Annotated in this window: 21 protein-coding genes, 2 rRNA genes and 1 pseudogene (1 of these 24 only partly in view); 17 read left to right on the top strand and 7 right to left on the bottom strand. The window is 58.0% G+C overall.

Going from position 1 to position 25,131, the window contains the following annotated elements; translation table 11 throughout:
* The 6 genes from ACA058_RS24510 to ACA058_RS24485 all read left to right on the top strand — a co-directional run.
* Positions 1-1,677, top strand: a 23S ribosomal RNA gene (locus tag ACA058_RS24510) (it extends 1,215 nt beyond the left edge of the window).
* Between the two features lie 170 nt (positions 1,678-1,847).
* Positions 1,848-1,963, top strand: a 5S ribosomal RNA gene (gene rrf, locus ACA058_RS24505).
* Between the two features lie 417 nt (positions 1,964-2,380).
* Entirely contained in the window at positions 2,381-3,985 is a 1,605-nt protein-coding gene (locus ACA058_RS24500) for a response regulator (RefSeq protein ID WP_497636282.1), read from the top strand.
* On the top strand, positions 3,982-4,674 hold the full coding sequence (locus tag ACA058_RS24495) for a sensor histidine kinase (RefSeq protein ID WP_497636281.1): 693 nt from the start codon (positions 3,982-3,984) through the stop codon (positions 4,672-4,674). Before ACA058_RS24500 ends, ACA058_RS24495 begins: the two co-directional genes overlap by 4 nt.
* Before the next feature lie 218 nt (positions 4,675-4,892).
* Positions 4,893-6,134: a glutamine synthetase family protein gene (locus ACA058_RS24490; RefSeq protein WP_497639994.1), complete on the top strand. Its 1,242-nt coding sequence runs from the start codon at positions 4,893-4,895 to the stop codon at positions 6,132-6,134.
* Between the two features lie 61 nt (positions 6,135-6,195).
* Positions 6,196-7,554 (top strand): MFS transporter, encoded by a 1,359-nt coding sequence (locus tag ACA058_RS24485; RefSeq protein ID WP_497636280.1) that lies wholly within the window; start codon positions 6,196-6,198, stop codon positions 7,552-7,554.
* Positions 7,555-7,618: 64 nt separating this feature from the next.
* Here the strand turns inward: ACA058_RS24485 and ACA058_RS24480 are convergent, their stop codons facing one another.
* The 4 genes from ACA058_RS24480 to flgA all read right to left on the bottom strand — a co-directional run bounded on the left by ACA058_RS24480 (position 7,619) and on the right by flgA (position 10,228).
* On the bottom strand, positions 7,619-8,365 hold the full coding sequence (locus tag ACA058_RS24480; RefSeq protein WP_497636279.1) for a flagellar brake protein: 747 nt from the start codon (positions 8,363-8,365) through the stop codon (positions 7,619-7,621).
* A 91-nt stretch (positions 8,366-8,456) separates the two neighbouring features.
* Positions 8,457-8,924, bottom strand: a complete 468-nt coding sequence (locus tag ACA058_RS24475; protein ID WP_497636278.1) for a flagella synthesis protein FlgN — start codon at positions 8,922-8,924, stop codon at positions 8,457-8,459.
* 48 nt (positions 8,925-8,972) lie between these two features.
* A complete protein-coding gene (flgM, locus tag ACA058_RS24470; protein WP_497636277.1) occupies positions 8,973-9,299 on the bottom strand; it encodes a flagellar biosynthesis anti-sigma factor FlgM in 327 nt (108 codons plus the stop codon).
* 167 nt (positions 9,300-9,466) lie between these two features.
* Entirely contained in the window at positions 9,467-10,228 is a 762-nt protein-coding gene (gene flgA / locus ACA058_RS24465) for a flagellar basal body P-ring formation chaperone FlgA (RefSeq protein ID WP_497636276.1), read from the bottom strand.
* An 81-nt stretch (positions 10,229-10,309) separates the two neighbouring features.
* On the opposite strand from flgA, the gene ACA058_RS24460 reads away from it, so the two are divergent.
* The 8 genes and pseudogenes from ACA058_RS24460 to tnpB all read left to right on the top strand — a co-directional run bounded on the left by ACA058_RS24460 (position 10,310) and on the right by tnpB (position 16,292).
* Entirely contained in the window at positions 10,310-11,242 is a 933-nt protein-coding gene (locus ACA058_RS24460; RefSeq protein ID WP_497636274.1) for a chemotaxis protein CheV, read from the top strand.
* Between the two features lie 46 nt (positions 11,243-11,288).
* Positions 11,289-12,116, top strand: coding sequence for a protein-glutamate O-methyltransferase CheR (cheR, locus tag ACA058_RS24455; protein WP_497636273.1), 828 nt, complete (start codon positions 11,289-11,291; stop codon positions 12,114-12,116).
* A 358-nt stretch (positions 12,117-12,474) separates the two neighbouring features.
* Positions 12,475-12,882, top strand: coding sequence for a flagellar basal body rod protein FlgB (gene flgB, locus ACA058_RS24450; RefSeq protein WP_497636272.1), 408 nt, complete (start codon positions 12,475-12,477; stop codon positions 12,880-12,882).
* 3 nt (positions 12,883-12,885) lie between these two features.
* Positions 12,886-13,329 (top strand): flagellar basal body rod protein FlgC, encoded by a 444-nt coding sequence (gene flgC, locus ACA058_RS24445; RefSeq protein ID WP_497636271.1) that lies wholly within the window; start codon positions 12,886-12,888, stop codon positions 13,327-13,329.
* Positions 13,330-13,344: 15 nt separating this feature from the next.
* Complete coding sequence (flgD, locus tag ACA058_RS24440; RefSeq protein ID WP_497636270.1) at positions 13,345-14,067, top strand: flagellar hook assembly protein FlgD; 723 nt, start codon at positions 13,345-13,347, stop codon at positions 14,065-14,067.
* Positions 14,068-14,099: 32 nt separating this feature from the next.
* Entirely contained in the window at positions 14,100-15,449 is a 1,350-nt protein-coding gene (flgE, locus tag ACA058_RS24435; RefSeq protein WP_497636269.1) for a flagellar hook protein FlgE, read from the top strand.
* 220 nt (positions 15,450-15,669) lie between these two features.
* Positions 15,670-15,960, top strand: a pseudogene (locus tag ACA058_RS24430) (transposase); the annotation flags it as partial.
* Complete coding sequence (gene tnpB, locus ACA058_RS24425) at positions 15,957-16,292, top strand: IS66 family insertion sequence element accessory protein TnpB (protein WP_497636268.1); 336 nt, start codon at positions 15,957-15,959, stop codon at positions 16,290-16,292. The pseudogene ACA058_RS24430 and the gene tnpB, both read left to right, overlap by 4 nt.
* 511 nt (positions 16,293-16,803) lie before the next feature.
* Here tnpB and fosZ read toward each other — a convergent pair.
* A complete protein-coding gene (gene fosZ, locus ACA058_RS24420; protein WP_497639993.1) occupies positions 16,804-17,214 on the bottom strand; it encodes a fosfomycin resistance glutathione transferase FosZ in 411 nt (136 codons plus the stop codon).
* Positions 17,215-17,487: 273 nt separating this feature from the next.
* Positions 17,488-20,382 (bottom strand): ribonucleoside-diphosphate reductase subunit alpha, encoded by a 2,895-nt coding sequence (locus tag ACA058_RS24415; protein WP_497636267.1) that lies wholly within the window; start codon positions 20,380-20,382, stop codon positions 17,488-17,490.
* Between the two features lie 737 nt (positions 20,383-21,119).
* Between ACA058_RS24415 and ACA058_RS24410 the strand changes: the two genes are divergently transcribed.
* Both ACA058_RS24410 and ACA058_RS24405 read left to right on the top strand, forming a co-directional pair.
* On the top strand, positions 21,120-21,842 hold the full coding sequence (locus ACA058_RS24410; RefSeq protein WP_008054783.1) for a winged helix-turn-helix domain-containing protein: 723 nt from the start codon (positions 21,120-21,122) through the stop codon (positions 21,840-21,842).
* On the top strand, positions 21,839-23,449 hold the full coding sequence (locus tag ACA058_RS24405; protein WP_497636266.1) for an ATP-binding protein: 1,611 nt from the start codon (positions 21,839-21,841) through the stop codon (positions 23,447-23,449). The genes ACA058_RS24410 and ACA058_RS24405 overlap by 4 nt, the downstream gene beginning before the upstream one ends.
* Positions 23,450-23,473: 24 nt before the next feature.
* Here the strand turns inward: ACA058_RS24405 and ACA058_RS24400 are convergent, their stop codons facing one another.
* Complete coding sequence (locus tag ACA058_RS24400) at positions 23,474-24,199, bottom strand: 4'-phosphopantetheinyl transferase family protein (protein ID WP_497636265.1); 726 nt, start codon at positions 24,197-24,199, stop codon at positions 23,474-23,476.
* Positions 24,200-24,442: 243 nt separating this feature from the next.
* On the opposite strand from ACA058_RS24400, the gene ACA058_RS24395 reads away from it, so the two are divergent.
* The gene (locus ACA058_RS24395) at positions 24,443-25,045 is read left to right on the top strand and encodes a hypothetical protein (protein WP_497636264.1); all 603 of its coding nucleotides are present in this window, start codon (positions 24,443-24,445) and stop codon (positions 25,043-25,045) included.
* The last annotated feature ends 86 nt before the right edge of the window (positions 25,046-25,131 follow it).

Raw genomic sequence — 25,131 nt, 5'->3', positions numbered from 1 at the left:
GCTTGCTGGAGGTATCAGAAGTGCGAATGCTGACATGAGTAACGACAATGGGTGTGAAAAACACCCACGCCGAAAGACCAAGGTTTCCTGCGCAACGTTAATCGACGCAGGGTTAGTCGGTCCCTAAGGCGAGGCTGAAAAGCGTAGTCGATGGAAAACAGGTTAATATTCCTGTACTTCTGGTTATTGCGATGGAGGGACGGAGAAGGCTAGGCCAGCTTGGCGTTGGTTGTCCAAGTTTAAGGTGGTAGGCTGAGATCTTAGGTAAATCCGGGATCTTAAGGCCGAGAGCTGATGACGAGTGTTCCTTTGGAACACGAAGTGGTTGATGCCATGCTTCCAAGAAAAGCTTCTAAGCTTCAGGTAACCAGGAACCGTACCCCAAACCGACACAGGTGGTTGGGTAGAGAATACCAAGGCGCTTGAGAGAACTCGGGTGAAGGAACTAGGCAAAATGGCACCGTAACTTCGGGAGAAGGTGCGCCGGTGAGGGTGAAGCATTTACTGCGTAAGCCCACGCCGGTCGAAGATACCAGGCCGCTGCGACTGTTTATTAAAAACACAGCACTCTGCAAACACGAAAGTGGACGTATAGGGTGTGACGCCTGCCCGGTGCCGGAAGGTTAATTGATGGGGTTAGCTAACGCGAAGCTCTTGATCGAAGCCCCGGTAAACGGCGGCCGTAACTATAACGGTCCTAAGGTAGCGAAATTCCTTGTCGGGTAAGTTCCGACCTGCACGAATGGCGTAACGATGGCGGCGCTGTCTCCACCCGAGACTCAGTGAAATTGAAATCGCTGTGAAGATGCAGTGTATCCGCGGCTAGACGGAAAGACCCCGTGAACCTTTACTATAGCTTTGCACTGGACTTTGAATTTGCTTGTGTAGGATAGGTGGGAGGCTTTGAAGCGTGGACGCCAGTTCGCGTGGAGCCAACCTTGAAATACCACCCTGGCAACTTTGAGGTTCTAACTCAGGTCCGTTATCCGGATCGAGGACAGTGTATGGTGGGTAGTTTGACTGGGGCGGTCTCCTCCTAAAGAGTAACGGAGGAGTACGAAGGTGCGCTCAGACCGGTCGGAAATCGGTCGTAGAGTATAAAGGCAAAAGCGCGCTTGACTGCGAGACAGACACGTCGAGCAGGTACGAAAGTAGGTCTTAGTGATCCGGTGGTTCTGTATGGAAGGGCCATCGCTCAACGGATAAAAGGTACTCCGGGGATAACAGGCTGATACCGCCCAAGAGTTCATATCGACGGCGGTGTTTGGCACCTCGATGTCGGCTCATCACATCCTGGGGCTGAAGCCGGTCCCAAGGGTATGGCTGTTCGCCATTTAAAGTGGTACGCGAGCTGGGTTTAGAACGTCGTGAGACAGTTCGGTCCCTATCTGCCGTGGACGTTTGAGATTTGAGAGGGGCTGCTCCTAGTACGAGAGGACCGGAGTGGACGAACCTCTGGTGTTCCGGTTGTCACGCCAGTGGCATTGCCGGGTAGCTATGTTCGGAATAGATAACCGCTGAAAGCATCTAAGCGGGAAACTAGCCTCAAGATGAGATCTCACTGGGACCTTGAGTCCCCTGAAGGGCCGTCGAAGACTACGACGTTGATAGGTTGGGTGTGTAAGCGCTGTGAGGCGTTGAGCTAACCAATACTAATTGCCCGTGAGGCTTGACCATATAACACCCAAGCAATTTGATGCTCCTCGTTGAAAAGACGAAAGAGACCAGATTGCGGTGTGTGAAGACGAAACGAACCGAAAGTTCGAGATGCTCACAAAACACCGAAGCTATCACATACCCAATTTGCTGAAGCGAGGCCAACTGGCCACGACTCAGTACCCGAATTTCTTGACGACCATAGAGCATTGGAACCACCTGATCCCATCCCGAACTCAGCAGTGAAACGATGCATCGCCGATGGTAGTGTGGGGTTTCCCCATGTGAGAGTAGGTCATCGTCAAGATTAAATTCCAAAACCCCTATCTGCGCATGCAGGTAGGGGTTTTGTCTTTGTGGCCCGTTTTTCCTGTGTAGGAGCGAGCATGCTCGCGATGGTCGTCAACGATGACGCGGGAAACCTGATACCCCGCAGCGTTCTCAGGTTCATCGTCGGAGCGCCGCCCGGAGCAAGCTCGCTCCTACAATGAAGCCAAACCGTCAAATTCCACTCTCCTCGCTTCAAGAGAACGCTACTGCTGGCCGATAACCCATAGGGTCGCAGCGATCTTTACTTCTCGCAGCCTTCAACAGTCATCACTGGTTCCAGAGAAATCCATTGATGGCTAACCGCTATCATCTGCGCGCCGTAAGGGCAGTGAAGCTGATCTTGTTCGTGCATTCGCCTTTCGGTTCTTTTTCTTAAATTGCCTGGAAATCTTCGATGCTGTCGTATCACCAAAAGAGTTTTCTGATCGTCGATGATTTCTCGGATTTCCGCAGTTCGGTCAGGTCGATGCTGCGGGAGTTGGGTGTCAAGGATGTGGACACGGCAGACACTGGCGAACAGGCGCTGAAGATGTGTTCGCAGAAATCCTACGATTTCATCCTGCAGGATTTCCACCTGGGCGATGGCAAGAAGAATGGTCAGCAGGTGCTTGAAGACCTGATGATCGACAAGCTGATCAGTCATGAAAGTGTATTCGTGATGGTCACCGCTGAAACCAGCCAGGCCATGGTGCTCAGCGCCCTGGAGCACGAGCCTGATGCTTACCTGACCAAGCCCTTCAACCGTTCCGGTCTGGCCCAACGCCTGGAGCGACTGGTGCAGCGCAAGACGTTGCTCAAGCCGATACTGCAGGCCCTCGACCGGGGCAAGCCGGTTGAAGTGCTCAATGCCTGCATAGCCTTGTGCAAACAGGACATCCGCTATTCGCCGTTGTGCTTGCGCTATCGCGCCGATGCTCTGCGCGATCTCAATCAGAATGAGGTCCTGGAGCGTCTCTACGACGGCATCATTGCCGATCGACCCTTGCCGTGGGCATTTGCCGGGCTGGGCAAGTTGCTGTTCAAGCGGGGTCAGGTCACCCAGGCAAAAGCCGCCTACGAAAAAGCCCTGAAAGTGTTTCCGATGATGCCGGCGCTCTACGATGGCATGGCAGAGGTGCTGGTTGCCGAAGGGGACACCAAGGCCGCTCAACGCGTCCTGGAAGAGGCGATTCGCTTGTCGCCACTGGCCGTGCGCAGGCAAGCGCAGCTGGGCAAACTGGCAATGGCCAATGAAGATTTTGACACGGCGTCCAAAGCCTACCGCCAGGCTGTTGCCCAAGGTGCCCAGTCACGTTTCAAGGATGCGGAAAGCAACCTTGGACTGGCTCACGCATTGATCAGCAAGGGCAGTGAAAAAGGCTTGGATACCCGGACTCGTCTGGAAATCAACACGACCCTGAGTGCGGTGGCCAAGGAGAACCCGTCCGATCCCGGTCTGCAAATCAGGGCGCGATTGATGAAGGCGACCAGTCTGCTGATCAACGACGCCGAAACGGCGGAAAAACTGACCGAGCAAGCCATGATGCGGCTCGATGGCATGGAGCAGTTCATGAGTGCCGAAGCGGCGCTGTTGGTGGCCAAGCAATTGCAAATGCTTGGTCAGGCCAATGCGGGTGCTTCTATGTTGAAAAACTGCGCAGAGATTTACGGCGACGATCCTGCGGTGATGAAGGGCATTGCAAAGTTGACCGATGATCCGAGCATCCTCAACTCCGGCAACGTAGCAGCTGATCTCAATCGGCAGGGCGTGCGCGTGTACAAGACCGGTGACCTGGTGCAGGCCCGGGGCATTTTCCGCAAAGCCCTGGCGCTGCAGCCCAAGAACATCAGTATCGCGCTGAACCTCGCACAGTCGTTGCTGCATGGCACTGATACCAATCTCCCCTCGGCAGAACTGGTGGAATGTCGGGCCTGCCTGAAAATGGTCGGCTTGATGCCGGACACCGACTCGCGTTTTGCGCGTTATCAAAAGCTCAAGAACAAGGCATTTGGCGAATGAACGAGCACCAACAGGCACTGGATTTCTCGACGGTGATTGCGTCCACCGTACACGACATGAAGAACTCGCTGGCCATGTTGATGCAGGCCCACAGCCAATGTCTGGCGGGTTTGCCGGCGTCTGCGCGCCACACCCCTTCGCTGGGTGTGATCGAATTCGAGTTCGCGCACCTCAATGGCATGCTGGTGCAGTTGCTGGGCCTGTACAAACTGGGTGTCAACCAGATGCCCCTGCAGCCGGCCTACCACGAACTGGACGACTTCATCGAAGCGCAATTGGCGTGTCATCAAGACGTGTTCGCCAGCCGCGGTATTGCCGCCACGTTTGAGGTCGATCCCTTGAGCCCTTTGGGTTTCTTCGACCGTGAGCTGATCGCTTCGGTACTGGCCAACAGTATCAACAACGCGATCCGTTATGCCCGACACGCGGTGTTGATCAGTGCCAGCGACGAAGCTGGGCAACTGGTCTTGACCATCAACGACGATGGTGAAGGTTATCCCCCACAGATGATCGAGCGCCAGGCCGAGTACGTGCAGGGTATCAATCACAGCACTGGAAGCACCGGCCTGGGGCTGTACTTCGCCGGTCGGATTGCGGCACTGCATCAACGCAACGGCGTAGGCGGACGCACGGAAATCAGCAATGGCGGCCCTTTGGGTGGGGGCGTCTTCAGCCTCTATCTTCCGTAGGAGCTGCCGAAGGCTCGGGCCTACATATTTGTGCATCGTGCTTGATATTCCGAACACGCGGAGCCTATTTTGTACGAGTTGCCGCTCGCGGCTCGTATAAAAACAAGGATTGCGTCATGACAACCGATGGCCTGAGTTCACTCGCGCAGCGATTGACGGGCATTGATGAGATCGAATGCGTCACGCCGGATTTGAATGGCGTACCCCGGGGCAAAGTGATGACTGCCGAGGGCTTCCTTGAAGGACGCCGTCTGCAGATGGCGCGGGGAGTGATGCTGCAATGCATCATGGGCGGATATCCGCCTGCACGCTTTTACGGTTGCGACGACGGCGACCTCGCGCTGGTCCCTGACCCGGAGCAGATCCACCGCTTGCCCTGGAGTAAGCAGCCTCGGGCATTGGCCATCTGTGATGCGGATGAATTGACGGGCGAAAGTTCCAGCCTGTCGACCCGCGGCCAACTCAAGGCGGTCATCGCGCGTTACGCGGCCGTTGGCCTGGCGCCGGTGGTGGCCACTGAACTGGAGTTTTTTGTCTTCGCTCCCAATACCGATTCGACCCAGCCCTTCCAGCCACCGACGGGCCTGGACGGTCGTCGCGAGGAAGGTCACTCGGCGTTCAGTGTCAGTTCCAACAATGGCCTGCGGCCGTTCTTCCGCGAGGTCTATGAGTGCATGGCTGCGCTGGGCCTGCCTCGTGATACCTTCATGCACGAGATGGGCGTCAGTCAGTTCGAAATCAACCTGCTGCACGGCGATCCTTTGCTGCTGGCCGACCAGACATTTTTGTTCAAGCATTTGCTCAAGGAAGTCGCGCTCAAGCACGGCCTGATCGTGGTTTGCATGGCCAAGCCATTGGCGCATACGCCAGGCAGTTCGATGCACATTCACCAGAGCATCGTCGAGATCGGCACGGGACGGAATGTCTTCAGCGACGAATCCGGTCAACCGAGCGCGACCTTCCGCCATTTCATCGGCGGTCAGCAAGCCGGTATGGCGGATTTCACCGCGCTGTTTGCACCTAACGTGAATTCGTATCAGCGCTTATGCCATCCCTTTGCATCACCGAACAATGCCTGCTGGTCCCATGACAACCGGTCGGCCGGTTTGCGCATTCCCGCCAGTTCGCCAGTCGCTCGTCGGGTCGAGAACCGATTACCGGGGGCTGACGCCAATCCGTATCTGGCGATCGCAGCGAGCCTGGCGTCCGGGTTGCACGGCATCGAACACCAACTGGAACCCGACGAGCCGATCCAGGGTGAGTTCCAAGTACCGGATAAACTTTCGTTACCCTGTACCTTGCATGCAGCGCTGGAACGTCTGAAACGTAGCCAGTTGGCAATTGAACTGTTCGGCAAGGAGTTCATCGAAGGTTACATCGCGTCGAAGACCATGGAGCTGACCAGTTTCTACGATGAAATTACTCCCTGGGAGCGGCGTGTCCTCGCCGCCCAGGCCTGACTAAATGTCGACACCGGGCTATCGTTTGAATAGCCCGTCACTCACTGCAAGGAGCCGCTCGTTGCGCCAAATCTGGAAATCCTTTCGAGCGCTTTATTTCGCTTCGCTGATGATGCTGATCGGCTCAGGTCTGTTGAGTACTTACCTGGCGTTGCGCCTGGCTGCCGATCACGTCGATAGCCTGTGGGTCGGTGCGTTGATGGCTGCCAACTATTTCGGCCTGGTGCTGGGCGGCAAGATCGGCCATCGGTTGATTGCTCGGGTCGGGCATATTCGAGCCTACTCGGCCTGTGCCGGGATCGTCGGCGCGGCGGTGCTGGGCCATGGCCTGGTGAACTGGTTGCCTGCCTGGTTGTTCCTGCGGGTGATCGTCGGTCTTGGCATGATGTGCCAGTACATGGTCATTGAGAGCTGGCTGAATGAGCAGGCCGATGCCAAGCAGCGCGGGCTGGTGTTCAGTGGATACATGATCGCCTCCTACCTGGGGTTGGTGCTGGGTCAGTTGATTCTGGTCATGCACCCGGGGCTGGGGCTGGAACTGCTGATGCTGGTGGCCCTCTGTTTCGCGCTTTGCCTGGTGCCGGTGGCCCTGACTAGACGGATTCACCCGGCACCTTTGCATCCCGCGCCGATGGAGCCTCGGTTCTTTATCAAGCGCGTGCCGCAGTCATTGAGTACCGTTCTGGGGGCAGGGCTGATCGTCGGTTCGTTCTACGGTCTGGCGCCGCTGTACGCCTCCCAGCAAGGGTTGTCCACGGAGCAGGTCGGCCTGTTCATGGGTAGCTGCATTTTTGCCGGATTGCTGGTGCAGTGGCCGTTGGGATGGTTGTCCGATCGCTATGACCGGGCGCTGTTGATTCGATGTTTTGCGTTCAGCCTGGCGTTGGCTGCCTTGCCGCTGGCGATCATGGAGCGGGTGCCCCTGGAAGTCCTGTTTATTGCCGGGTTCCTCTGCTCGTTGGTCCAGTTCTGCCTGTATCCGTTGGCAGTGGCCTTCTCCAATGACCATGTCGAGGGCGATCGACGGGTATCGCTGACGGCGATGTTGCTGGTGACCTACGGCGTTGGTGCCAGCATCGGGCCGCTGGTGGCGGGTGTGCTGATGAAGTTGTTCGGCAGCCAGATGCTCTACGCGTTCTTCAGTTTCTTTGCTTTGGTGCTGGTGTGGCGAATTCGTCCGAAAGCGGTGACTAACCTGCATCAGGTGGACGACGCGCCGCTGCATCACGTCGCCATGCCGGACAGTATGTCGAGTTCGCCCCTGGTGGCGGCTCTCGATCCGCGGGTGGATGAGCAGGTGGTGCAGGATCAGATGCAAAATCCGATTGCTCCCGAGCCGAGTCCGGAACCGGAAACCGATCATCCCCCGCAAGAACCGGATTCGGGCAGGGAGCAGAGTTTTACCGAAGCCAGGCCCTGACATTCAGGCAAAAAAAACGGGCAGTCACCACAAGGGGCTGCCCGTTTTTGCTTGAAACGTTGTCTCAGAAGTCGTCTTTGTCGAAGCGCCGCGCTTCGCGTTGCAGTTGGTAGACGAACCGTTCGACCTGACGCTGCACCAGCCCGCTCATGTTGTGGAAGCGAACGCCGGCGAAGGTGGTGGAGATCTTTTCTTCGAAGTGCAGGTAGCGCAGTTCGACTGGCGCCGTCATTTTGCCGAAAGGCAGATCGGCGCTGAAACGGTCGTAAACCTGACCCAGTTGCAGACTGCCGGTGATGTCGCCTGCGAAGCGCAACTTGCAGCCAGTGGCGGAAATGTCCAGCAGCTTGCCACTGATCGATGCCTTGAGCTTTTCACCGTCCAGATTGACGTTGACCAGTTGGGCCAATTTCAAGGCGGCACGGAACGCATTGCGGCGCTGGTGGTAGACGACTTGGTCAGGCAGGGTGCCACGGTAGCAACGGCTGCCGTTGGATTCGTCGATGGTTAGCGGGCCATTGCTTTCCCACGCGATGCGCACGCCTTCATGAAAACCTTCGACCTTGAAGGGTTCGCCGGCCAGCAGGAAACGTTCACCATCGCGGGGAATCATTTCGTCCAGGGCAATCATGTTGCCTTCACGGTCAAGGTCCACCAGATAACTCTGGAAGCGCTGGCTGCGCTCGTGGAACGTGATGATCAGCGGGTCATGGCTGTCTAGCAGCTGGCGCAAATTGCCGGAGATTTCCAGGGGCGTGCTGAGCACCTTGGGTGGCTGCGGCGCATCTTCCGCGTTTAAGGCATTGGACACGGTTAATCAATCTCCAGACAAATGTTGACTACGGCAAGTGGCATTTTGCCAGCATGTTTCGCGTCTTGATAGAGCGTGCTTATCGACAGGCTCAAGCCTGACTGAGCGTGCGTGGTTTCACAAGCCTGGAGAATGATCCGCTGGCGTCATAGAGCGCGGGCGGTTCACCGCCGGTAAGGATTCTCAGCTGGGTAGCCGTGGCAGCCTGCTGAGCCTGGATCGACTGTCCATTGTTGGCATTGGCGGCGTGGCACTGAGCCAGAAGGTCGGTCAGTACATCACTTTGCGCCAGCAGCGCTTGGCCAACGCTCGATTGGCTGGCCAATTGCTCCAGACCGGCGCGGTTGGCTGGCAGGTTGAGGCTGACGAGAATCTCACTGCGTTTGCGGCCATGCTGATCGAGCTCGATGATCATTGCCTGCTTCTGCGCCAGAATCTCTTCCAGCAACTGCATGTCGCGGCCATGCAAGGCGAGGGATTCGGTGCGCAGTATCTCCAGCAAGCGTTGCGCTGGAGCAAAGTCGTCGGTGATCAGTTGCAGTAAAGTAGTGTCGTGCATGGCTGGCCTTGGGGTTTAAGCGTCCAAAAGCCTGGCGCTGGCCGAGGCCTAGCGCTGGGCTTCGAAGTTGAGCAGTTTGCTGGCTACACGGTTGCTGTCGACTTTATAGCTGCCATCGGCGATGGCTGCTTTCAACTCAGCCACGCGGGATTTGTCGACGACAGGCTGATCGCGCAGCGTATCGGTGATCTTCTGCAACTGTTGCGCCTCATTGCTCAGATGTACCGATTCCCCGCTTTTGACGGTACTGGCCTGTTCGGCCGGGGAGTTCAGCTCGGCAGGCTTGCCGGTTTCGGCAGTTTCCCTGGCGGCGCTGGTACGTGTACTGCCCGTAAGTGACGGGGAGCTGTTGAAACGGCTGAAATCGATGACCATGGTAAAAAACCTCTGGGAATTTGGACGCTTGCCATGTTTTCGGCCATTCCCTGAAAAACTTTAGGCTCATTTATCAAATGAGCTTGCGCGCGCCAGCGCTTGCCGTGCCTGGCACACAGTTTAGGGAACCTCCGAGGTCGGCGCCACATCTTCACCCGCAGTAAGCCCTACATGGACACTTCCACCTGGCCCGGCGCGATGACCTGCGCCTTGATGACTCGTTTGGAATTGAGATTCTTGACTCGAATCTGTTCGCTCAGGCCGCCACTGGCCAATGCCTCGCCGGGCATTCGCACGCTGAGCGTACCACTGCGGGCGGTAATCACCACCTGGTCGCCCTTTCGTATGACTTCCGCCTGTTCGATGTGCACCAGGCTGATGACCTGATCATTGACCATTGGTCGGGTAAGTCGTTGCCCGATGGCCTGGTCCACGGCTGTCAGGTAACCCTGGTTGAGCAGACTGATATCGCGCTCACGAAGCATGACGTCCTGCGATTCGACAATACCGGCGCGACGCAGTGGCCGGGTGGTGGTGACGACCTCGCGAAACAGGCGTACTTGAGCGGGCACGAAGACTGTCCAGGGGGATGTTCCCTCACAGCGAACCTTGACCGTTACGCGACCCAAAGGCTTGGCCGGACTCTCCAGCGTGGCTGTCAATTCCTTGTCGCACATCGGCATGCGCAGGCGCGGATCGAGCGGGTTCACCTGGATTTCATAGCGACCCTGGGTTTGACTGGTCGCCAGATAGTCCTCTACGGTGAATTCAAGAAAGCCCTGGGTGACGCCGATAAGCATGTCAGGCAAGGTAACGGCGTCAGCAAGGGCAGGGCTGCCAGCGTTGAACAGGCAAACAGCCGACAACACCCCGAGCCATTGGCGGCAGGGGGTGGTCAGGCGTCGGAATAATGTCGGTTCTGTGTTCATAACAGATAAAAAGCAAGCGCCGTGCCGTTTAGTGATGAAGGCGCGTCGCAACAACACTTAGCGTTGGCGTAGGAGTCAGGCATGGCTGGTGTAATGGATTCGGTAAACCAGCGCACGCAACTGGTGGGGCAGAATCGCCTTGAGCTGCTGTTGTTCCGTCTCGACGGCCAGCAGCTGTATGGGATCAACGTGTTCAAGGTGCGGGAGGTGCTGCAGTGCCCCAAACTGACGTTGATGCCCAAGTCCAGTCCTGTTGTGTGTGGCGTGGCGAATATCCGGGGGGCGACCATTCCGATCCTTGATCTGGCGATGGCGACCGGTTCCGGTGGCTTGAAGGACAAGAACAACCCCTTCGTGATCATCACGGAGTACAACACCAAGACCCAGGGATTCCTGGTGCGCTCGGTGGAACGCATCGTCAACATGAACTGGGAGGAGATTCATCCGCCACCCAAGGGCACGGGACGTGATCACTACCTGACGGCTGTGACCCGGGTCGACAACCAGTTAGTGGAAATCATCGACGTCGAGAAGGTATTGGCGGAAGTGGCTCCGACCCCGGAAGCGATTTCCGCCGGCGTGGTGGATGTCGAGACCCAGCACAAGGCGCTCTCCTTGCGCGTGCTGACGGTCGATGACTCGTCGGTGGCGCGCAAACAGGTCACCCGTTGCCTGCAAACGGTCGGTGTTGAAGTGGTGGCGTTGAACGACGGTCGGCAAGCGCTGGATTACCTGCGCAAACTGGTCGACGAGGGCAAGAAGCCGGAGGAGGAGTTCCTGATGATGATTTCCGACATCGAGATGCCGGAAATGGACGGGTACACCCTCACGGCCGAGATCCGCAACGACCCTCGCATGCAAAAGCTTCATATCATCCTGCATACTTCGTTGTCGGGTGTGTTCAATCAGGCGATGGTCAGGAAGGTCGGTGCCGATGACTTCCTGGCCAAATTCCGTCCTGATGACCTGGCATCCCGGGTAGTCGACCGGATCAAAGCAGCAGACATCAGCTAGGGGCGTTCGGCCCCCGGCAGTCAACACGATTTTAGAGGCGGCAGCATTGTCTACGGGTAATTTGGATTTCGAACAGTTCCGGGTGTTCCTGGAAAAAGCCTGTGGCATTTTGCTCGGTGAAAACAAGCAGTATCTGGTCTCCAGCCGTCTCAACAAACTGATGGAGCAGCAGGGTATCAAGTCCCTGGGTGAGCTGGTCCAGCGCATTCAGACCCAGCCGCGCAGCGGGTTGCGCGAGATGGTCGTGGATGCGATGACGACCAACGAAACCCTGTGGTTTCGTGATACCTATCCGTTTGAAGTCTTGAAGAACAAGGTGCTGCCCGAAGCGATCAAGGCCAGTCCCGGCCAGCGTCTGCGGATCTGGTCGGCGGCGTGCTCGTCGGGTCAGGAACCGTATTCGCTGTCGATGTCCATCGACGAGTTCGAGCGGTTCAATGCCGGGCAGTTGAGAATGGGCGTGCAGATTGTGGCCACCGACCTGTCCGGCACCATGCTGAACAACTGCAAGAGTGGCGAGTACGACAGCCTGGCCATCGGTCGCGGCCTGTCTCCCGAGCGGCTGCAGCGGTATTTCGACCCTAAGGGGCCGGGGCGCTGGGCGATCAAGGCGCCTATCAAGAGCCGGGTCGAGTTTCGCTCGTTCAACCTGCTGGACAGCTACGCCAGCCTTGGCAAGTTCGACATCGTGTTCTGTCGCAACGTGTTGATCTACTTCTCCGCCGAAGTGAAGAAGGACATCCTGTTGCGCATTCACAGCACGTTGAAGCCGGGAGGTTATCTGTTTCTCGGTGCTTCCGAAGCGCTGAACGGATTGCCGGATCATTACCAGATGGTCCAGTGCAGCCCGGGGATTATTTACCAGGCGAAGTGATTCGTTAACGCTTTAAAAAACGGGAGTCCTCAGGGGCTCCCGTTTTTTTATGCCTGATAACTATTCGCCGTCGCCGCTACCTGTAGGAGCATGGCTTGCCCGCGATGGCGGTGTGTCAGAAAACATCATTATTGACTGACACACCGCCATCGCGGGCAAGCCATGCTCCTACAGTTGATCGGTGTTGAGGTTGAGATGCGGCAGAAAAGCGGCATCCAGCGGAAACCGGTTGCCGCTTTTCTGTCGTTGCCGCATGGGCCGGTGCCCGCAAAGCCCCGGTTTATGGGGTTTTGTGAATTGGCATGACGCTTGCTATGTCCATCCTACGAAAAATCAGGTCAGCCGAAGGTTTCCCGACATGAGCATCAGCTTCGATAAAGCGCTCGGTATTCACGAAAAGGCGCTGGGCTTCCGCGCTCAGCGTGCCGAAGTCCTGGCCAATAACATTGCCAACGCCGACACCCCGAACTACAAGGCTCGGGACCTGGAGTTCTCGAAAGTGCTCGAGGCGCAGAACGATAAAGCCAGCAACGGCACCTTCGCCCTGAACAAGACCAACAGTCGTCATATCGAAGCCCAAGGCTTGGGCAATGGCGATGAGTCGCTGATGTATCGCACGCCGATGCAACCGTCGATCGACCAGAACACCGTGGACGCCCAGCTGGAACAGTCGAACTACGCGGAAAACTCCGTCAACTTCCAGGCCAGCTTCACCCTGCTCAACAGCAAATTCAAAGGGCTGGTGTCAGCCCTGCGCGGAGAGTAAGTCATGTCTCTATCCAGTGTTTTCAACATTGCCGGTAGCGGCATGAGTGCCCAGACCACGCGCTTGAACACCGTGGCCTCGAACATCGCCAACGCCGAGACTGTCTCGTCGAGCATCGACCAGACCTACCGTGCGCGTCACCCGGTGTTCGCCACCATGTTCCAGGGCGGCCAAGGCGGTGGCAGCGACTCGCTGTTCCAGAACCAGGACGCGGCCGGTCAAGGCGTACAGGTACTGGGCGTGGTCGAAGACCAAAGCAACCTTGAAGCACGCTACGAGCCGAACCATCCGGCCGCCGATGCCAAGGGCTATGTCTTCTACCCGAACGTCAACGTGGTGGAAGAAATGGCTGACATGATTTCCGCGAGCCGTTCGTTCCAGACCAACGCCGAAATGATGAATACCGCCAAGACCATGATGCAGAAGGTCCTGACCCTCGGTCAGTGATAAGGGGCGACTCAGATGAGTGTTACCGATACCACCAGTGGTTTGAGCCTCAACGACATCCTGGCCAACTCTTCGATCAAGACCAATACCAACTCCGATAGCCTGGCATCGGCGGCGGGTAGTGCCACGGGCAAAAAGGCCCTGGGCAAGGATGCGTTCCTGCAATTGCTGGTGACCCAGCTGAAAAACCAGAACCCGCTGGAGCCTCAGGGCAACAGCGAGTTCGTGGCGCAGCTGGCGCAGTTCAGCAGCCTGGAAGGCATCACCACGCTCAACGAGACCGTGTCCGGCATCGCCGGCAACTACAACTCGTCCCAGGCGTTGCAGGCTTCGGCACTGGTCGGGCGTTCAGTCATCGCGCCGGGCGACAAGGTCGTGGTCGACACCACGAAGGGCATGACCGGTTCGGTTGTGATACCGCAGTCGGTGGCTGAAGTGGCGGTGAAAATCACCGACAAGGATGGCAAGACCGTCCGCACCATCAGCCTGGACGATCAGCAAGCCGGCACCAGCAGCTTCACCTGGGATGGCAAGGACGATGCTGGCAAGGTCGTCGAATCGGGTACTTATACCTTTGCGGCGAACACCACCATCGATGACAAGGGCGTGGCACTGGTCACCAACCTGCCGGCAACGGTCAACAGCGTGACCATCAGTCAGACCGGTGGTGAGTTGATGCTGAACCTGGCCGGGCTCGGCAGTGTCGCCCTGTCCAAAGTGCAAACCATTGGTATATAGAGCCGACTAACGCGGCACAAAAGGAGTGGAATATGTCTTTTAACATCGGCCTTAGCGGTCTCTATGCCGCCAACAAACAATTGGACGTCACCGGTAACAACATCGCCAACGTTGCGACCACCGGCTTCAAATCGTCCCGCGCAGAATTCGAAGATGTGTACTCGGCGTCCAAACTGGGTACGGGCAGCAAGGTCGTCGGCAGCGGTGTGCGTCTGGCCAACGTTTCCCAACAATTTACCCAGGGCGATATCAGCGCCACCGGTAATGTGCTGGACATGGGCATCAATGGCTCAGGCTTCTTCGTATTGAACAACAGCGGCTCGCTGTCCTACACCCGTGCCGGTACGTTCAAGGTCGACAAGGAAGGCTTCGTGACCAACAGCGATGGTACCTCGCGCCTGCAAGGCTACGGTGTGGATGCCAATGGCAAGATTGTCAACGGCGTATTGACTGACCTGCGTATCGACACGTCCAACCTGGCGCCGAAATCCACCACCGCGGTGTCGTCGACGATCAACCTGAACGCTACGGCTCCCGTGATCGATCAGACTGTGGCGGCCAACAAGTTCGACCCGAGCAAGTCGGAAACCTTCACCAAGCAGTTCAGTACTCCGGTTTTCGACACTCAGGGCAACCAGCACACCATGGATCAGTACATGGTCAAGACTGGGCCGAACACCTGGGATACCTATACCCTGATCGATGATCGCAATCCGGACGGCAGCGACCCGACGGACGCTGCGACGCCGCCAATCGCTTCGACCATGACCTTCGACACATCGGGCAAGTTGGTGTCGGTCAGCACGCCGGTTCCACCCACCGTGCCTCCGACCATTCCAACGCCTGCCCCGGTGATCAGTAATGAGCTGAAAATCACCGACTGGACCCCGGGCACAGTCAAGGATGGCGTCTGGACGGCCAATGGTGCAGCCGCCGATCCGGCAGGCCTGACGATTGCCATGGGTAACACGACTCAGTTCAACGCCGACACCGCACGGTCCATTCCCGTGCAGAACGGTTATGCCACGGGTCAGATCACCAACCTGACCATCGACGGCAGCGGTGTGCTGTTGGCCAACTTCAGCAACTACCAGACCAAACCGATTGGCCAGTTGGCATTGGCCAGCTTCACCAACGAACAAGGTCTGCAGCCAGTCGGCGGTACCAGCTGGAAAGAAACCTACGCCTCGGGCGTCGCGGGTTACGATTCGCCGGAAACCGGCTCGCTGGGTTCGATCCGCTCCAACTCCCTGGAAGAGTCCAACGTCAACGTGACCAATGAACTGGTCGATCTGATCAAGGGGCAGAGCAATTACCAGGCGAACGCCAAGACCATCTCGACCCAGAGCACCATCATGCAGACCATCATTCAAATGGCCTGATGCGGGTTAGCTGAAAGCGCTGCACAAGGAGCCCCTCGCAAGAGGGGTTTTTTTTTAGATCAAAAGATCGCAGCCTCGCTTCGCTCGACAGCTCCGTAAGCATCCAGCCACACACCTTCCGAACTCCAGCATCAAGGGCGATGGTGTCCGCGTATTTTTAAGCGGACGCGATCGCCCTTAACGTCAGGATTTCCATGCGCCAGGAAGCTCTTACCCGAAACCGTTCAAGGCCCAGGTTGTTCAGGAATGCCTGCAACCGGGCGCAACCCTATCCAGTGTTGCCATCAGCCACGGCATCAACGCCAACGTTTTCCGCAAGTGGCTACCGCTTTACCGAGACCAGCCGCCTGTGGCGTTGCCGGCTTTCGTTCCGTTGAGAGCTACGCCCAAACGGCACGCGGAAACGTTGGTGATTATTGAGCCGCCGCTTGGCGAGCAATCGATCACGGTGAAATGGCCAACCTCCGATCCTGAAGGCTGCGCCCGCTTTGTCCGGGGACTCACTCAATGATTCGCATCGACGCCATCTGGCTCGCCACCGAGCCCATGGACATGCGTGCCGGCACTGAAACTGCGCTGGCCAGGGTGATCGCGGTGTTCGGTGCGGCGAAGCCGCACTGCGCTTATCTGTTTGCCAACCGCCGCGCCACTCGTATGATAGTGCTGGTGCATGATGGGATTGGCGTCTGGCTGGCTGCTCGCCGATTGAACCAAGGAAAGTTTCACTGGCCCGGCATTCGACAAGGCTGCGAGATGGAGCTGGATGCCAAGCAACTTCAAGCGTTGGAGCTCGGTCTACCTTGGCAGCGTGTTGGGGCTGGCGGTGTAATCACACTGCTTTAAAAAGTTGTAATTAGCTCCTTGGCCTACTGCCGCAAGCGACCTGCTTTGGTAAAATCCAAGGCATGACTTCCTTGCCCAATCTCGATCAGATGACCCTCGACCAACTGCGTGCATTCGCTGCGCAGCGCCCGTTTATAAGGTGTCGAGGTTTGAAGGAGAACCCTATCTGGTCGAGCCTGATAAACATTTAGCTATGGGCTGGTTCTCTCTGGATACGTTGCCAACGCTCTTGACGGTCGCCACTCAAACCGCATTACCGCTCTTACGCAACGAACTGACCTAATTCCGCAGGCGTCCGCCGAACACGGGCTGGATAGTTAAACGGACGCCCATTTGTGCGGCAGCAGCTCCGTAATCTCACGCGTCTGCCGACGCAGCGGGCGAATGAAATTACAGAGTTACTGCCGCACAAGTGGATGCTCGCTTGAGCAAGCATGAGGTCGGCACCTTGAGCAATGCGCTTCCATCCTGGAAAACATATCGAACGCCCAGCAGCGTTTGCGAAGCACAGCTAGTCAAAAAACTCCATCTCGCTATAAGGATGACTTCGGCAGGTAGCCAGTCGTGATTTCAAATCACCAACATGAGCTTCCAGTTGATGTCCATCAGGATCAAGAAAGTAGAGAGAATCACCTTCACTTTTGTCTTGCTTCCAGAGCGGAATATTCAGTTCACGCAGACGTTGGGAGAATTCGGCGAAGTTTTTTTGATCAATAGAAAAGGCATAGTGTGTGTAATTACGCTGCATGTCTTCCGCACGCACATTATCACTAGAGAGACAGAGCCAGAGATCACCCAGGGTAAGATATGCCCCAGCCTTCCAGCGCGCAGACAATTTGAAACCTAGCGATTCCTGATAAAAGGCGATGCTGCGTGGCAAGCTGCATACGGCGAGGGCGAGATGATTAAAGCCAGTCAGCATGAAGGTCGCCTGAGGCAGATAGACGGCTAAAATATAGATCAGGCAGCATGAAATGTCAGGTTTAGGTGCAATGAATCTCAGTCCCAGCGCAAGAATCAACACCCCAAGAGTGATCGTAAAGGTGGAATTGCCGGACGGTTACACAGCCCCTACAGGGAGCGCATTTCAATGTAGGAGCTGTCCCGCGAAGCGAGGCTGCGATCTTTTTCATGGACAAAAGAAAACCCCCGACAAGCCAGGGGCCTGTCGGGGGTTTTTTGTTACCGGCTCAGCTTATTGGCAAGCTTCGCAATCCGGCTCGTCAATCGCACAAGCCTTTGGCACGGGTGCTGGACCGGCAGGTGCTGCCAGGACCGAATCTTCACCATGGTTGCCACCGCTGGAAACAGCGTTCAGCTTACCGGTGTTGATGGTCGACTTCTCGGTGCTGGTCGCGGCCAGGGCACGGAGGTAGTAGGTGGTTTTCAGGCCACGGTACCAGGCCATGCGGTAGGTCACGTCCAGCTTCTTGCCCGAAGCGCCGGCGATGTACAGGTTCAGCGACTGGGCCTGGTCGATCCACTTCTGACGACGGCTGGCCGCGTCGACGATCCACTTGGTGTCCACTTCGAACGCGGTCGCATAGAGCTCCTTGAGTTCCTGTGGGATGCGCTCGATCTGCTGCACCGAACCGTCGTAGTACTTCAGGTCGTTGATCATGACCGAGTCCCACAGACCGCGAGCCTTCAGGTCGCGAACCAGGTACGGGTTGATCACGGTGAATTCGCCCGACAGGTTCGATTTCACATACAGGTTCTGGTAGGTCGGTTCGATCGACTGCGATACGCCAGTGATGTTGGCGATGGTCGCGGTCGGTGCGATGGCCATGATGTTCGAGTTACGGATACCTTTCTGAACACGGGCGCGAACCGGTGCCCAATCCAGGGATTCCTTCAAGTCGACGTCGATGTACTTCTGGCCACGGGCTTCGATCAGGATCTGTTGCGAATCCAGCGGCAGGATGCCCTTGGACCACAGCGAGCCCTGGAACGTCTCGTAGGCGCCACGCTCGTCAGCCAGGTCGCAGGAAGCCTGGATCGCGTAGTAGCTGACCGCTTCCATCGACTTGTCGGCGAACTCGACGGCAGCGTCGGAACCGTAAGGGATGTGCTGCAGGTACAAAGCATCCTGGAAGCCCATGATGCCCAGGCCAACCGGACGGTGCTTGAAGTTGGAGTTCTTCGCTTGTGGCACCGAGTAGTAGTTGATGTCGATCACGTTATCGAGCATGCGCACGGCAGTGTTCACGGTGCGTTCCAGCTTGGCGGTGTCCAGCTTGCCGCCCACGATGTGGTTCGGCAGGTTGATCGAGCCCAGGTTGCAAACGGCGATCTCGTCCTTGTTGGTGTTCAAGGTGATCTCGGTGCACAGGTTCGAGCTGTGGACCACGCCGACGTGCTGCTGCGGGCTGCGCAGGTTGCACGGGTCTTTGAAGGTCAGCCATGGGTGGCCGGTTTCAAACAGCATGGACAGCATTTTGCGCCACAGGTCTTTGGCCTGGATGGTCTTGAACAGCTTGACCTTGCCCGGGTACTCGGTCAGGGCTTCGTAGTACTCGTAGCGCTCTTCGAAGGCCTTGCCGGTCAGGTCGTGCAGGTCCGGTACTTCGGACGGCGAGAACAGGGTCCACTTGCCGTCATCGAAGACACGCTTCATGAACAGGTCAGGGATCCAGTTGGCGGTGTTCATGTCGTGGGTACGACGACGATCATCACCGGTGTTCTTGCGCAGCTCGATGAACTCTTCGATGTCCATGTGCCAGGTTTCCAGGTAGGCACACACCGCGCCTTTGCGCTTGCCACCCTGGTTAACGGCGACGGCGGTGTCGTTCACTACTTTCAGGAACGGCACGACGCCCTGGGACTTGCCGTTGGTGCCCTTGATGTACGAACCCAGCGCACGAACCGGGGTCCAGTCGTTGCCCAGGCCGCCAGCGAATTTCGACAGCATGGCGTTGTCGTGGATCGCGTGGTAGATGCCCGAGAGGTCATCCGGCACGGTGGTCAGGTAGCAGCTCGACAGCTGTGGACGCAGGGTACCGGCGTTGAACAGGGTCGGGGTCGAGGACATGTAGTCGAAGGACGACAACAGGTTGTAGAACTCGATCGCACGGTCTTCTTTGTTCTTCTCTTCGATCGCCAGGCCCATGGCCACGCGCATGAAGAAGATCTGCGGCAGTTCGAAACGCACGCCATCCTTGTGGATGAAGTAACGGTCGTACAGGGTTTGCAGGCCCAGGTAGGTGAATTGCTGGTCGCGCTCGTGGTTGATTGCCTTGCCGAGTTTTTCCAGGTCGAAGTCGGCCAGGACCGGGTTCAGCAATTCGAATTCGATACCCTTGGTGATGTAGGCAGGCAGGGCCTTGGCGTACAGGTCGACCATCTCGTGGTGGGTCGCGCTCTCGGCGACGCCGAGGAAGCCCAGGCCTTCGGCACGCAGGGTGTCCATTAGCAGGCGGGCGGTGACGAACGAGTAGTTCGGCTCACGCTCGACCAGGGTGCGGGCGGTCATCACCAGGGCGGTGTTGACGTCGGTCAGGGCCACGCCGTCGTACAGGTTCTTCAGGGTTTCGCGCTGGATCAGGTCGCCGTCGACTTCTTCCAGGCCTTCGCACGCTTCGGTGACGATGGTGTTCAGGCGGCCCATGTCCAGCGGCGCCAGGCTACCGTCGGCGCGGGTGATACGGATCGACGGGTGAGCGTCGACCGCTGCCTCGGCCGGAGCGTGGGCGGCGCGTTCTTTCGAACGACCGTCACGGTAGATCACGTAGTCGCGGGCCACTTTCTGCTCGCCGGCACGCATCAGGGCCAGTTCGACCTGGTCCTGGATTTCTTCGATGTGGATGGTGCCGCCCGATGGCATGCGACGCTTGAAGGTGGCGGTGACCTGCTCGGTCAGGCGGGCCACGGTGTCGTGGATTCGCGACGAAGCGGCAGCGGTGCCGCCCTCAACTGCGAGAAACGCTTTGGTGATGGCGACGGTGATCTTGTCATCGGTGTAAGGAACGACAGTGCCGTTACGCTTGATCACACGCAGCTGGCCCGGCGCGGTGGCGGACAGATCCGAATTCGAATCAGCGGCCTGGGGCAAGGTGCCCTGCGGGTTCTCGCGAGTTGTGTCGGTTTGCATCGGGGGGGGTGTCTCCACATTCTCTATGTTTGATTGGGCACCATCACGGTGCCCACCGTTCCGTCCTGAAGCACTACAACCGGCGAACGCCGGGCATAACAACTTCGGGACAGTAGGAAGGGGGCTATTGGGCGCCGCTTCCATGCCGAAGTCTTTGGTCTCACGCCTGGGGCGTAAGACCGGAGTCCTTTGAGGTGACAGTTGGGACTGCAACACCCGTACCGTTTTTCACCCCATGGGCCGAAATACAGTAGCCATCCGCGCGCGCGGTTTTGGGCTTTGGAAATTACGTTTGGTTCAACCGGAAAGAGGCAATAAAAGCGCTTGAAATTGGTATCCGGTTTGTGTTTGGTTTTTTGCGAAAAACCCTACATCTAGGGTTTTTTTTACGCTGGGCTACAAGATAATGCGTTTTGGGGGGGGATTGCAACGTACTACCTGTGGATAAACCTGTGCGTAAATTGTGTGTTATGGAAGGAATCGGCGTGCAGGCCGCGATGCTGCTGGAGCCGACTTTAATTCATCGATTTTCAAGGATCGAAATCGCTCGATCGAATTTTTAAGGGCGCGAACCCTATCACAAGAAAACCGGTTGTCCGAACGCGTTTACCAGCTTGTGTTCTGCGTGGGCGACGTTTATACAATCGGTCAGCGTGTATGCAATTTATCCACCCCTATCATTACAAAAAGACGGGCGGATCCTTCCTTATGAGCGTTCTGGCAAGTAGAGGTCACCCGTGGAGCAAGAAGCCTGGCAGGTATTGATTGTGGAGGACGATCAACGTCTGGCCGAACTGACGCGCGATTACCTGCAAGCCAATGGCCTGCGGGTATCGATCGAAGGTAATGGTGCGCTGGCTGCGGCCCGCATCATCAAGGAACAACCGGACCTGGTGATTCTCGATCTGATGCTGCCAGGCGAAGATGGCCTGAGCATTTGCCGCAAGGTTCGTGACCGCTATGACGGCCCGATCCTGATGCTCACCGCACGCACCGACGACACCGACCAGATCCTCGGCCTGGACCTGGGGGCCGACGACTACGTGTGCAAGCCGGTGCGCCCGCGCTTGCTGCTGGCGCGCATCCAGGCATTGCTGCGACGCAGTGAGACGCCGGAGGTGACCCCGGAAAAACAACGCCGCCTGCAATTCGGCCCGTTGGTGGTGGACAATGCATTGCGCGAAGCCTGGCTGCACGACAACGGCATCGAACTGACCAGCGCCGAGTTCGACTTGCTTTGGCTGCTGGTTGCCAACGCCGGGCGCATCCTGTCCCGGGAAGAAATCTTCACCGCGTTGCGCGGCATTGGCTATGACGGCCAGGACCGCTCCATCGACGTGCGCATCTCGCGCATCCGCCCCAAGATCGGCGATGACCCGGACCATCCGCGACTGATCAAGACCGTGCGCAGCAAAGGCTACCTGTTTGTCCCCGAGGCCTGCGTAGACCCGACCCTGTGAACTCGATCTTCCTGCGTATTTACGGCGGCATGTGTGCCGCGCTGATACTGGTGGCGGTACTCGGTGTGCTGGCCTTGCACCTGCTCAATCAGGTGCGCGGCGAGCAGTACCGCGAACGACTGGCCCACGGCACGTTTTCGCTGATGGCCGACAACCTGCAACCGATGAACCAGACCGAACGCCACCGGGCGTTGTTGGTGTGGGAGCGGCTGCTGGGCATTCCGCTGGCGCTGAAAACCTTTGCCCAGACCGACCTCGACCTTACCCAGCGCACCCGCGTCTTGCGCGGCCAGGCCCTGGTGGAGAAGACCGGCCCGCATGCGGCCAGGGTTTATCGACTGGTCAGCGACAAGGAGCAGTTGATGCTCACCGGTGAAGTCCGGCAGATCAGCGAACAACTCGCCCGGGCGACGATTTACCTGTTGGCGGACGAGTTGGTGCGCTACCCCGTGGGCGAGCAACCGGTGCGCCTGGCGCAATTGAAACAGGACAAGGGTTTTGGGTTCGATTTGCGCCTGGTCACGGTCGAAGACGCCGACATGGACGAAGACCAGAGCCGTCGGGTGTCCGAGGGCGACACCGTGATGGCGCTGGGCAAGGAGGGCGATTCGATCCGGGTGTTCGCCGGCATGGTCGGCACGCCGTGGGTGCTGGAAATCGGCCCGTTGTACCAGATGAATCCTTATCCGCCGGAGTGGCTGGTGCTGATTGCCGCACTGGGGTTGAGCCTGATCGGCTTGATCGTCTATCTGCTGGTGCGGCAACTGGAGCGCCGCTTGCGCGGGCTGGAAGCGGCGGCCACGCGGATCGCCAAGGGCAGCCTGGAAACCCGTGTGCCGACGCGGGGTGCGGACTCGGTGGGGCGACTGGCGTCGGCGTTCAACGGCATGGCCGAGCACCTGCAACAGCTGCTGGCCATTCAGCGAGAGCTGGTGCGTGCCGTGTCCCACGAATTGCGCACGCCGGTGGCGCGCCTGCGCTTTGGCCTGGAAATGATCGGCTCGGCGAAGACACCGCAAGCCCTGGAAAAATACTGCGAAGGCATGGACAACGATATCGAGGATCTCGACCGCCTGGTCGACGAGATGCTGACTTACGCGCGGTTGGAGCAAGGCTCGCCGGCCCTGAATTTTCAGCGTATCGATCTGGATGCCTTGGTCAATCAGGTGATCGAGGAGCTGGCACCCTTGCGCGCCGACGTCACGGTGCAGCGAGGATTGTGCCTGTCGGCCGCCGACTGCGACGACGCCTGGGTCGAGGCCGAGCCGCGCTACCTGCACCGGGCACTGCAGAATCTGGTGAGCAATGCCATGCGCCACGCTCAATCGCGGGTCACCATCAGTTATCAGGTGGGGCAGCAACGTTGTCGGGTGGATGTCGAAGATGACGGACCGGGCGTACCGGAAATGGCCTGGGAGAAAATTTTCACGCCATTCCTGCGACTCGACGACAGCCGGACCCGGGCCTCGGGCGGCCATGGGTTGGGATTGTCGATCGTGCGGCGGATCATCCATTGGCACGACGGTCGGGCGTTGATTGGCAAGAGCAAAAGCCTGGGCGGCGCGTGTTTCAGCTTGAGCTGGCCGAGGAGTCAGGAGAAGCGGTGAGATCCTGGCAGACAGCAGAAATCCTCAGGCCTTGATACTGACCAGACTCAACAACTGCCCATCCTTGACCCCGAACTGCGCATCCAGCTCGGTGCCATTGCGCCATTCGCCGGACAGGTCAGTCAGCAACCGCAACCGCACCTCACCTGACTCGGTCCACTCCAGCACCTCGGCGTGTTCAAAGTAGAAACGTTGCCGGACGATCGGGTAGAGCGCCTTGAACAGGCTCTCTTTCACTGAAAAAGTCAGGGTGACCAGCAACGCCAGCTGATCGCGATGCCCAGCGGCCATGCGCTGCAGTTCCGGCGGGGTGAGGATTTCCCCGGCCAGGCGTTCGGCACGTTCGGCATTGAGCAGGTTTTCCATGTCCATCCCCAACCCGCGCCAATGGGTTTTCTTCGCGACGATCGCCGCGGCCCGACCGGTGCTGTGGGTGATCGAGCCGGTGATGTGCGCAGGCCAGACAGGCGCCCGGTCATCACCGATGGCCGGGCTGAAGTTCAGGCCTTCCAGTTGATGCAGGGCTGCGCGGGCGCAGATCCGCCCGGCGAGAAATTCTGCCTGGCGTTTGGCGACCGAGCGCTGAATGCTCGCTGGCGCCTCGATGGCGCTGCGCTGGAAGTCATCCCTGAGCAGTCGCGAAGTATCGAAGTGGGTACTCAACAGCACTGCATCGGGCACCACCAACGGCAGCGGCCAATGGGCATCGAGGGGCGTGCAGCAGACGGGCAGGGCGGGGACGGAATTCATGTCGGGCATTTTGCCGGGTTGCCTTGATGCTGGGTAGCCCTGGCGCCAGATAGCGTTATCGTGCATCGCAGGCGATTCGACTCCCCCGCGATGGCCACGCCGCGGACTATCGGTTCAGCCAAGGATTTTTTTAGGTGGATATGGTTCAGCTCAGGTTAAGCGCGTGTTCAGGGTGAGTTCAGGGCGGCGTGAGTAATCTTGCTCCGTAGCCAAACAACAAGTAACTCACGAGGAGTTTCACCCATGACTGGATTCAAAAAACTGCTGCTGGCATTCACCATTTTCGGCGCGAGCACTGCAGCGATCGCCTCCAACGACAATTTCGCCAGCCTTACTTATGGGCAGACCAGCGACAAGATCAAAAAGTCCCACGCCTTGAACGATAACCTCGACCGTCCGAACGCCGACGGCGTGATTGGCAAGGACAACACCTGGGGCTTGCGTGTGGGCCAGCAAAACAGCCAAGGCCGCTACTACGCCACTTACGATAACGTATCGGGCTCGCACAATGGCATTAAACTGCGTCAGGAAAACCTGCTGGGCAGCTACGATCTGTTCCATCCATTGGGCGCTAGCACCAAGCTGTTCGGCGGCGCCTCGGGCGGGTTGACCAAAATGACCCAGGAATCTCCAGGCTTCAGTCGCGACAGCAACATCGGTTACGCCATTGGCGCACAGGCAGGGATTCTGCAACAGGTTTCGCAAAACACTTCGGTTGAACTGGGGTACCGTTACCTGCGCAGCAACGCCAGCACCGAAATGAGCGAGCGAGGTGGTAGCAAACAGGGTTCGCTGAGCTTGACCAGCAGCGCACAGACCTACCTTTCAGCCAACTACGCTTTCTGAAAAGCGTGTGTGACCGACGTGCCGCATCATTCCAGGAGATTGATCCGGCACGGCCAGTCAGCCATGGAGGTGCGTCGATCGTGCCT

The sequence above is a fragment of the Pseudomonas sp. LBUM1649 genome, assembly GCF_059716155.1.
This window is presented reverse-complemented; position numbering and strand designations above follow the sequence as displayed.